Here is a 6,836-nt window from a genome sequence, read left to right on the forward strand (position 1 = left end):
TACGACTTTTTCTTTTCTAACATCCTCTCTATTTCCTCTCGCTCTTTGAAGCTGATTGGCTTGCGAACTTGTTTCATGTCTAGAAATAAAATATAAACTTATTTTATCTCTAGGGTGGTGCTTATAATTTTAGAATGTACGGGAGAATAAAATTTCTTGACTTCCCTTAGTCCTCTCGACTACAATCTCCCAGCTTGCATTTTTGCACGCACGGGTTTCTATTCTTTTGTACAAAATTTCTGAATGCTTGGTCCTAAAAAAACGAAATATCGGAAATGGCATCGAATGAGAGGACAACTCTCAGGAGTTGCAACGAAAGGGCAGGAAATTGCTTTTGGAACATATGCTCTCAAAGCAATGACGGGAGGGGAAATAAATGCACGTTCTATTGAAGCAGCTCGCCGAGCGATCACACGGTACATTAAGAGAGGAGGGAAAGTATGGATTCGGATTTTTCCCCATAAGCCAGTCACAACAAAAGCTGCTGAAGTGCCGATGGGATCAGGAAAAGGATCTGTTGAGAGATATGTCGCTGCCGTCCTTCCGGGGAAAATTCTATTTGAGATGGAAGGAATCAGCGAAGAAAATGCGAAAATTGCTCTTCGTTTGGCGTCATATAAGCTTTCCATAAAGACAAGATTTGTAAAAAAAGGAGATTTTTAATTTCGCATGACCACATTTGTACAAATTACCGGCATGAGCATTGAAGAAATTAGAGCAGAAATTCAGAAATCCGAGAGAGAACTCTTGGGACTCCGCATGAAGATTAAGCTCGGACAGGAAAAAAATAATTCAAAATATCGAAAACTCCGAAAATATATAGCTCAGCTCAAAACCGCCGAGATGGCAAAAATTTCACCAAACTCTTCTCTTTCTCCCGCTTCATGAGAACAAAAAAAGGAATCGTGACATCGGCAAAAATGGAAAAGACGATTGTTGTTACTGTTCATCAGTACAAAGTGCATTCAAAGTACAAGAAGAGGTTTCGAACATCTTCAAAATTTGTTGCGCACGATCCTGAAGAGAGTTGCCATGAAGGAGACGAGGTGATAATTTCTGAATCCAGGCCTCTCTCGAAGAGAAAAAGATGGGTGCTTACGGAAATACTGAAGAGAGCTCCAGAGGTTATTGCGGAGGATCTCGCTCAGGTTGCTCCAGAAGATGTTCTTGAGGAGATCGTGTCGTAAATTCTTTCTGTAATTTTCTGATGTAAATTTTTATGATACAGGTTCAAACACGATTGGCAGTAGCGGATAATACCGGTGCAAAGGAAGCAATGTGTATTAAAGTACTCGGCGGGTCAAAGAAGAGATACGCTTACTTAGGAGATGTCATTGTGGTGTCTATTAAAAAAGCGATGCCACGAGGAGTAGTGAAGAAAAAAAGCGTTGAAAGGGCGGTAATTGTTCGTCAAATACGAACCACTCGAAGAAAAGACGGCTCATATCTTCGTTTTGATCAGAATGCAGTTGTTATTGTTGGCAAGGATGACGTTCCAAAGGGAACTCGTGTTTTTGGTCCCGTAGCGAGAGAGCTTCGAAATAAAGGTTTTCAAAAAATAATTTCGTTAGCTCCCGAAGTAGTATAATTTCTTTCTGATACATTTTTTATCATTATGCGAGTTAAAGTAGGAGATACCGTTATGGTCATTACTGGCAAAGACAAGGGGAAAAAGGGAAAGATTATTCGTGTGTTTCCAAAAGCAGATCGGGTAGTCGTGGAGAAAATGAACATCGTGACCAAACACGTGAAAAAAAATCGTGATAAAGCTGGAGAGCGGATAGAAAAAGAAGCCCCGATTCATGTTTCAAATGTTATGGTCATGTGTCCGGAGACAAAAAAGCCAACTCGTGTTCGATATGAAATTCCCAAAAAGGGGAGAAAATTCCGGGTTGCTGTTCGGAGCGGGGCAAATCTCGAAAAACCATTTGTAAAATCATAATTTGTAATTTCTTCTATGTCTTTTTTCGAAACATATAAGGCAAAAATTAGTAAGGAGCTTCAAAAGGAGCTCGCGGTGAAAAATAGACTCGCTGTTCCTCGCATGCTCAAAATTGTGGTAAATGCTGGAATTGGAAAATATCTTGCTGGAGGAGAGAAAAAGGATTCTCCAAAGGTTGTAGATGCGATGAAGCTTATTACCGGACAATCACCCATTGTGAATAAATCCAGAGTTTCTATTTCGAATTTCAAGCTGAAAGCAGGAGCAACTGTTGGAGTTTCTGCGACGCTCAGGGGAAAAAGGATGTATGATTTTTTTGAGCGGGTTGTCACCTATGTTGCACCTCGTATTCGAGATTTTAGAGGATTTCCCGGGAAGTCTTTTGATGGGAGAGGGAACTACTCATTTGGAATCAAGGAACACACCGTGTTTCCTGAAATTTCTCAGGATGATGTGGTGAGACCATTTGGCTTGCAAATTACAATCGCCACCAATACGAAAACAGATGCGGACGCTCGAAAACTTCTCGAAAAATTTAATTTTCCTTTCTCAAAATAAGCTCATGGCAAAGACGTCACTCGTAGAAAAGGCAAAAAAACTCAAGCGAAAATATCTCATTGCGCTTGCAGCTGGGAGAAAACCAAAAATGGGAACGCGTGTGTATAACAGGTGTAATAAATGCGGAAGACCGCATGGATATATTCGAATTTTTGATATGTGTCGAATTTGTATTCGTGAAGCGGCGAGAAAAGGAGAAATTGCCGGACTCAGAAAATCAAGTTGGTAGTTCCTGTAAATTTTAGATTTTGGATTTTAGATTATAAATTATAGATTTTTTTGGTTTTATAGTTATATTAATAAAAAAAACATTTAAAATTTAGAATTTAAAATTCAAAATTATTTTTTTTCTTCCATGAATACCGATCCTATTGCAGATTTGCTCACAAGAATACGAAATGCGTCCCGCGCTCAGCACAAGGCTGTTCGGACTCCTGCGTCAAAAATGAAATATGCTATTGCAGGAATTCTCTCACGAAAGGGATTTGTTGGTGAAGTCAAGAAAGTAAAAAATGGAAAATTTGAAGACATCGAAATAACACTTCACAAAGCTCAAAAAGATATTCATCTCACTCGAAAAAGTAAACCAGGACAGCGTCTGTATTGTGATGCTTCATCAATACGATCAGTACAAAATGGATATGGGATTGGAATTATTTCTACTTCTCAAGGCATTATGGCTGCTGATGAGGCGAAGGAGAAGGGAATCGGCGGGGAGTATGTGTGTGAAGTGTATTAATTTTTATTTTTTTTGAATTTTTGCATGTCTCGAATTGGAAAAATGCCGGTAAAGATCCCATCTGGTGTCACTGTCGAAGTAAATGGTGGAAAACTTGTTGTGAAAGGAACGAAGGGCTCTCTCACATATGATCTTCCCAACGGAATTTCTGGGAAAGTAGATGATGGTGTGCTCCAGCTCCAGAGATCCTCAGAAGAGAGGGAAGCTAAGGCACTTCATGGTCTTGCTCGTGCGCTTGTGAATAATATGGTACACGGAGTTCATAAGGGATTTGAAAAACGAATGGAAATTATTGGAGTTGGATACAGAGTTCAGGCAAGCGGCACGAAAATTACGCTGAGCCTTGGATTTTCACATCCTATTGAAATGAAAGCTCCCGATGGAGTTCATGTGGAAGTCGATAAAGAAGTGAAAAATCTGATAATCGTAACTGGAGCTGATAAACAGGCCGTTGGAGAATTTGCCGCGAATATTCGTAAGCTCCGAAAACCGGAACCATATAAAGGGAAGGGAATTCGGTATGTAGGGGAATATGTGCCTCGTAAAGCTGGAAAAACTGCGAAGAAATAATTTTTTTTGTTATTTTTTAATTATGAAACAGGAGAAAGTACAAAAACGGCTCAGAAGAAAAAAGCGAATTCGCAGTCGTATTTATGGAACTGCAGAGAAACCAAGGCTGAGTGTTTTTAGGTCGCTTCGATCAATTGAAGCGCAACTTATTGACGATTCTCTTGGGAAAACTCTTGTGGGGGCAAGCACACGAAAAGAAAAGAAAGGATCAAATAGAAAAGCTGCTCAAAAGCTCGGAACGGAAATCGGGAAGAGGGCGCTCGAACTCAAGATCTCAACTTGCGTATTTGATCGCAGCGGGTATAAATTTCATGGTCGGGTAAAAGCCCTTGCAGAAGGAGCCCGAGAAGCTGGACTCAAGTTTTAATTTTCTTTTTTTTGTAATTTTTCATTTTTCTCGTGTCTGAAAAAGAAACACCATTATCTGAAAAGCTCGTAAATGATGATATGAATAATATCGAAGAAGCTGAGACCTCAGAAGCTCCTGCAAATGGAGCAGAAGGAGGTTCTGATAATGCGGCTCCACGCCAACGTGGAGGAAGGCGTCATGGTCGTTCTGAAGATGGTGGAGGAAGGGGAAAGGGGAGAGGGAGAGGTCGTGCACGGACTCGTGAGAAGGAAGAAAAAGAATTTGATGAAGAAGTATTGGATATCGCTCGAGTAACGCGTGTAGTCAAAGGAGGACGAAGACTTCGATTCCGAGCAACAGTTGTTATTGGCGATCGAAAGGGGAGAGTGGGACTCGGAACGGGAAAATCTGTGGAAGTGGCGGTGGGAGTTCAAAAGGCTGTGGCAGCGGCAAAAAAGCGATTGATTCGAGTTCCGATGGTGAATGGGACAATCCCTCATGAAATCAAATATAAGTACAAAAGCGCACGGATTTTGCTTATGCCTGCGAAACTCGGAACGGGAATTATTGCAGGAGGAGCGCTCAGAAAAATTTCAGATCTCGCTGGAATTCAAAATATTATTGGAAAGAGCTATGGGACAAATAACAAACTCGTAAATGCTCAAGCAATGATGAATGCTCTTCAGATTTTCCGAAAAGGAAAAATGGGTGAGAAAAAGCCCGAGGCTGGAGAGAAAAAAGAGTAAAATCGTCAAGTACAGTTCTTTCGATTTTTCATTTTATCAAAAGAAGTATGAAACGATGGATACAGGTGATCCCTTCGGTGTTTTTTGCAGCGTTTTTTTCTCTTCTGTCGATCACAATTTTTTCGAGTACTGTATATGCATTCTCGGACACAGAAACCCCGTCTATTCTCTACTTCAAAGAGCAGGGGATTTTGGGAAGTGATGGAGAAGCAGAGAATTTTTACCCGAGACACCTTATTTCCCGCGAGGATTTTATTGTGTGGAGTTTACGAAATCTTGGAGTTCTTGACCCTGAAATGGGACAGGAGCCTTTTTTAGATGTTGGAAAAGATGACGAAGCAGCTCCATATATAGCAAAAGCATGGGAGCTTGGAGGAATCAATACCAATAAATATTTTTTCCCGAAAAATAAAATTACCGTTGCAGAAGCTCTCAAAGTTCTCATGACACTCGAAGGAGTTCCGCTCCCGCGAGTTTATAAAACTGAAAATACATGGGATGATCTTCCAGAGAATCCAATACTCAAATCTGCCGTTCTCAAATCTCTTGATCTCGGCATTTGGAGGTCAATTTCTAAAAATACTACAGGAGCCCAGAGAAAATTAACAAGGGAAGAAGCCGTAGAAATGCTTACGCGTATTCTCACTTTTCGTGAGAATTCTGGAGCAAAGAATATTCAGATAAGTTTTTCCCCTGTAAATAAAAAAAGGGAGAAATCTGAAGTGTTTGATTACGTTTGGGATGCCATTCATGATCGATTTTTGTATCAGGACAGAGTCCATGATGATAAGCTCATGGAAGCGGCGATTACAGGAATGGTAAAGGAGCTCGGAGATGAATACAGCATATATTTTGCACCTCCGGATGCAAAAGAATTTCAGGCAGATCTGAACGGAGAATTTGAAGGAATTGGAGCTCAGCTTGGAGAAAATGAAGCAAAAGATATCGTCTTTGCGCGAACGTATCCCGGAACTCCAGCAGAGAAAGCGGGAATTCTTTCAGGAGATGTCATTCTCAAAGTTGGTGATCTCTCTATGAAGGGGAAAAAAGTTGACGAAGTTGTGAATTATATTCGCGGACCTGCGGGAACAGAGGTTAAAATTACAATCTTGAGAAATGGGAGTGAGATGATCCTCTCTCTTACTCGTGCTGCGGTAGAGATTCCACTCGTACTTCCTCGCCTTGAAGGCGATATTCTTGTACTCGAAATTCTTTCTTTTGCTGATAAAACTGCTCAGGACTTTCGAAGTGCTTTGGAAAAGTACACTGCAGAAGGAAACATTTCTGGAATTATTGTGGATTTACGAGGGAATGGAGGAGGTCTTCTTGATGGCGCTTTGGAGATGCTCGGATCACTCCTCCCCGAAAATTCTGTGGGAATATGGGAGAAGTCTCTTGAAAATATGGAAAAACTCGAGGTCAAGGGAGATGGAAAGTTTCAGGATATTCCACTCGTAGTATTTGTGGATAAATATTCGGCATCAGCATCTGAAATTTTTGCTGCAGCTATTCAGGATAGCAAACGCGGTAGAGTTGTTGGATCAAAATCTTTCGGGAAAGGAACCGTTCAGGAACTTGCAGAATTTAGTGATGGAGCCTTATTTAAAATGACGCGTTCCGAATGGCTTTCACCTCTCCAAAGATCTATTCAAGGGCTAGGAGTTACGCCGGATGTTGCTGTGAATCCGAGCGATACGGCAGCCATGATCGTCACAGCAAAGCAAGAAATTCAGAAATTGAAAAAATAATTTAATAATCTTTTAATATTTCTCTCTGTGGAGAGAAGATCGCTTTACCTAGAGTCTAAGAATTAACAGTGATAAGAGATAGGAGGTTTGGTTTTTGGAAAGTGAGGAGAAACTCTGAGACGGCTTCGATGAGTTTTTTGAAGGAAGTGAAGCAGTGATTGTGAGTTACTTCAAATCGTAACCA

The 6,836-nt window shown here is 40.8% G+C and carries 12 protein-coding genes; all 12 read left to right on the forward strand.

Annotation, left to right across the window (positions count from 1 at the left end; all coding sequences use genetic code 11):
• Window positions 1-243 precede the first annotated feature (243 nt).
• The 12 genes from rplP to HZA38_02340 all read left to right on the forward strand — a co-directional run bounded on the left by rplP (window position 244) and on the right by HZA38_02340 (window position 6,652).
• A complete protein-coding gene (rplP, locus tag HZA38_02285; protein ID MBI5414320.1) occupies window positions 244-663 on the forward strand; it encodes a 50S ribosomal protein L16 in 420 nt (139 codons plus the stop codon).
• A 6-nt stretch (window positions 664-669) separates the two neighbouring features.
• Window positions 670-888 carry a 50S ribosomal protein L29 gene (rpmC, locus tag HZA38_02290; protein ID MBI5414321.1) on the forward strand — a complete coding sequence of 73 codons (219 nt, stop codon included), beginning with the start codon at window positions 670-672 and terminating at the stop codon, window positions 886-888.
• Complete coding sequence (gene rpsQ, locus HZA38_02295) at window positions 885-1,187, forward strand: 30S ribosomal protein S17 (protein ID MBI5414322.1); 303 nt, start codon at window positions 885-887, stop codon at window positions 1,185-1,187. The genes rpmC and rpsQ overlap by 4 nt, the downstream gene beginning before the upstream one ends.
• A gap of 32 nt (window positions 1,188-1,219) precedes the next feature.
• Window positions 1,220-1,588: a 50S ribosomal protein L14 gene (gene rplN / locus HZA38_02300; protein MBI5414323.1), complete on the forward strand. Its 369-nt coding sequence runs from the start codon at window positions 1,220-1,222 to the stop codon at window positions 1,586-1,588.
• Between the two features lie 27 nt (window positions 1,589-1,615).
• Window positions 1,616-1,942 (forward strand): 50S ribosomal protein L24, encoded by a 327-nt coding sequence (gene rplX / locus HZA38_02305; GenBank protein MBI5414324.1) that lies wholly within the window; start codon window positions 1,616-1,618, stop codon window positions 1,940-1,942.
• 15 nt (window positions 1,943-1,957) lie between these two features.
• On the forward strand, window positions 1,958-2,500 hold the full coding sequence (gene rplE / locus HZA38_02310) for a 50S ribosomal protein L5 (GenBank protein ID MBI5414325.1): 543 nt from the start codon (window positions 1,958-1,960) through the stop codon (window positions 2,498-2,500).
• 4 nt (window positions 2,501-2,504) lie between these two features.
• Window positions 2,505-2,729 carry a type Z 30S ribosomal protein S14 gene (locus HZA38_02315; GenBank protein MBI5414326.1) on the forward strand — a complete coding sequence of 75 codons (225 nt, stop codon included), beginning with the start codon at window positions 2,505-2,507 and terminating at the stop codon, window positions 2,727-2,729.
• Window positions 2,730-2,855: 126 nt separating this feature from the next.
• On the forward strand, window positions 2,856-3,239 hold the full coding sequence (rpsH, locus tag HZA38_02320) for a 30S ribosomal protein S8 (protein MBI5414327.1): 384 nt from the start codon (window positions 2,856-2,858) through the stop codon (window positions 3,237-3,239).
• A gap of 24 nt (window positions 3,240-3,263) precedes the next feature.
• Window positions 3,264-3,809, forward strand: a complete 546-nt coding sequence (gene rplF, locus HZA38_02325) for a 50S ribosomal protein L6 (protein ID MBI5414328.1) — start codon at window positions 3,264-3,266, stop codon at window positions 3,807-3,809.
• A gap of 22 nt (window positions 3,810-3,831) precedes the next feature.
• Window positions 3,832-4,176 (forward strand): 50S ribosomal protein L18, encoded by a 345-nt coding sequence (locus HZA38_02330; protein MBI5414329.1) that lies wholly within the window; start codon window positions 3,832-3,834, stop codon window positions 4,174-4,176.
• A 32-nt stretch (window positions 4,177-4,208) separates the two neighbouring features.
• Window positions 4,209-4,904, forward strand: coding sequence for a 30S ribosomal protein S5 (gene rpsE, locus HZA38_02335; GenBank protein MBI5414330.1), 696 nt, complete (start codon window positions 4,209-4,211; stop codon window positions 4,902-4,904).
• A gap of 47 nt (window positions 4,905-4,951) precedes the next feature.
• A complete protein-coding gene (locus HZA38_02340) occupies window positions 4,952-6,652 on the forward strand; it encodes a S41 family peptidase (protein ID MBI5414331.1) in 1,701 nt (566 codons plus the stop codon).
• Window positions 6,653-6,836 lie beyond the last annotated feature (184 nt).

It is taken from the genome of Candidatus Peregrinibacteria bacterium (assembly GCA_016220175.1).
Taxonomy (GTDB): domain Bacteria; phylum Patescibacteriota; class Gracilibacteria; order CAIRYL01; family CAIRYL01; genus JACRHZ01.

Excerpts from the sequence above, each read along its gene's own strand:
- rpmC (MBI5414321.1), top strand. The coding sequence starts at position 670 with ATGACCACATTTGTACAAATTACCGGCATGAGCATTGAAGAAATTAGA.
- rpsH (MBI5414327.1), top strand. The coding sequence starts at position 2,856 with ATGAATACCGATCCTATTGCAGATTTGCTCACAAGAATACGAAATGCG.
- rplF (MBI5414328.1), top strand. The coding sequence starts at position 3,264 with ATGTCTCGAATTGGAAAAATGCCGGTAAAGATCCCATCTGGTGTCACT.
- rplN (MBI5414323.1), top strand. The coding sequence starts at position 1,220 with ATGATACAGGTTCAAACACGATTGGCAGTAGCGGATAATACCGGTGCA.
- HZA38_02330 (MBI5414329.1), top strand. The coding sequence starts at position 3,832 with ATGAAACAGGAGAAAGTACAAAAACGGCTCAGAAGAAAAAAGCGAATT.
- HZA38_02340 (MBI5414331.1), top strand. The coding sequence starts at position 4,952 with ATGAAACGATGGATACAGGTGATCCCTTCGGTGTTTTTTGCAGCGTTT.
- rplE (MBI5414325.1), top strand. The coding sequence starts at position 1,958 with ATGTCTTTTTTCGAAACATATAAGGCAAAAATTAGTAAGGAGCTTCAA.
- rplX (MBI5414324.1), top strand. The coding sequence starts at position 1,616 with ATGCGAGTTAAAGTAGGAGATACCGTTATGGTCATTACTGGCAAAGAC.
- HZA38_02315 (MBI5414326.1), top strand. The coding sequence starts at position 2,505 with ATGGCAAAGACGTCACTCGTAGAAAAGGCAAAAAAACTCAAGCGAAAA.
- rpsQ (MBI5414322.1), top strand. The coding sequence starts at position 885 with ATGAGAACAAAAAAAGGAATCGTGACATCGGCAAAAATGGAAAAGACG.
- rplP (MBI5414320.1), top strand. The coding sequence starts at position 244 with ATGCTTGGTCCTAAAAAAACGAAATATCGGAAATGGCATCGAATGAGA.